Annotated in this window: 3 protein-coding genes; 1 reads left to right on the forward strand and 2 read right to left on the reverse strand. The window is 65.5% G+C overall.

Annotation, left to right across the window (positions count from 1 at the left end):
- Positions 1–566, reverse strand: a 566-nt coding sequence (locus ACYVDE_RS22295; RefSeq protein WP_460503732.1) for a Nif3-like dinuclear metal center hexameric protein, incomplete at its 3' end; no start/stop codon positions are given.
- A gap of 45 nt (positions 567–611) precedes the next feature.
- Positions 612–1298, reverse strand: a complete 687-nt coding sequence (locus tag ACYVDE_RS22300) for a uracil-DNA glycosylase family protein (RefSeq protein ID WP_460503733.1) — start codon at positions 1296–1298, stop codon at positions 612–614.
- A gap of 57 nt (positions 1299–1355) precedes the next feature.
- On the opposite strand from ACYVDE_RS22300, the gene ACYVDE_RS22305 reads away from it, so the two are divergent.
- The coding region (locus ACYVDE_RS22305; RefSeq protein WP_460503734.1) for a tetraacyldisaccharide 4'-kinase at positions 1356–1570 on the forward strand (215 nt) is incomplete at its 3' end.

Below are 1570 nucleotides of genomic sequence, written 5' to 3' on the forward strand. Positions count from 1 at the left end.
GTGCCCGCGCCCGGCGTGAAGGTGCCGGTGCCGGGCACGCGGAAACTACAGTCGGCATACTGGCCAATCTGACCCGCGCCGGCGGCATAGAGGGCGGCCAGCACGCGCCCGGCGAGGTCGGTTTGCTGGTCTTCGGGCCGGTTGGGCACATAGGTGATGAGGCGGGCCAGCGTGCCGCTTTGCGGGGCCAATACGCGGGTTTTCAGAAGCCCTAATTTTTCGGCCAGCTTGTCGTTCACGCCGCCGCGCACGTGGTCGAGGTTGGTGTGGGCGGCGTAGATGGCCACGTCGTTTTTGAGAGCGGCAATGATGGTTTGCTCGACTTCGTTGGCGCCGGTGAGGCGTTTGAGCGGCCGGAAAATAACCGGGTGGTGGGCCACCACCACGTTGCAGCCGCGCCGCACGGCCTCGGCCACCACGGCGGGCGTGCAGTCCAGTGTTATCAATACGCCGGTGATTTCGGCCTGCGGGTCGCCACATTGCAGGCCGGCGTTGTCGTAGCTTTCCTGGTAAGCGAGGGGGGCGGCCGCTTCGAGCAGGCGGGCCAGGTCTTGAACGGTAGGCACAGTTACAGAAGGGTTGAGTTTTGAACGTTAAGGGTTGAGTAGAGCCTAGGCTGTCAGCAGGCTACCCAGCGTTTCGACGTATTTCGCCACGTTGGCATCGAGGTCGCGGCGGCGGTACTGCATGAGGAAGCGCGGGTGGTCGAGCACCACGATTTTATCGAACAGGCCCAGCTCTTTGTTCAGCTTGGTCAGGAATTCGCCGTTGCGCTTGCCCAGGCTCACGGCCACGTCGCGGCGCAGGCCAAAACCGGCCACTTGCTGGCGCAGCGAGCGTTGCAGGTCGGGCCAGAGGGTTTTGATGACGGCGGGGGAGTCGTAGTAGTTGTAGTTCAGGCCGTTGTTTAAAAGCACGAGCGGGTAGAGGGAGCTCATAAAGAAATGGCGGTAGAATTCGGCCGGGCCGCCCAAAGCTTCCACCACGCGGTACACGAACTGCGTGGAGAGCTCGGGCCGGCCGCGCGGCAGGTCGTTGGCAATGCCGCAGGTTTCATGCAGCGCCGTGGGGTCGGTGAAGGCCACGCCGGTGCGGCCCATGCCCAGCCGGCCGGGATTGATGCCCAGCAGGGCCACGCGGGGCTGGTCGTCGGCGTAAAATTTCGTGGCGAAGCGCTGGGCCAGCGCCTGCACGGCCGGCTCGCGGAAAGGGTTTTGCGCCTCGATGCCGGGCGGCAAGGCTGGCGGGGCCGGAAACTCGGCCAGAAAACGGGGCAGCAGGGTGGCAACGTCGGGCATAAGGCCAAAAGTACGGCGCGGGCGCGGGGCTGGCCGGGCGTACTTTTGTGGCTTCGTATGGCCCGTTTGCTCACTTTCCTGCTACTGCCGCTCGCGTGGCTCTACGCTGCCGTACTGGCCGGGCGCAACTGGCTGTACGACCACGGCTGGCAGCGCAGCGAAACCTTCGCCGTGCCGCTGGTGGGCGTGGGCAACCTGCGCGTGGGCGGCACCGGCAAAACGCCCCACGTGCTGTGGTTGGTAGAGGAATTGCTGCGCCAGGGCCACCGCCC

The sequence above is a fragment of the Hymenobacter agri genome, assembly GCF_054778495.1.

Excerpts from the sequence above, each read along its gene's own strand:
- ACYVDE_RS22300 (WP_460503733.1), bottom strand. The coding sequence starts at position 1,298 with ATGCCCGACGTTGCCACCCTGCTGCCCCGTTTTCTGGCCGAGTTTCCG.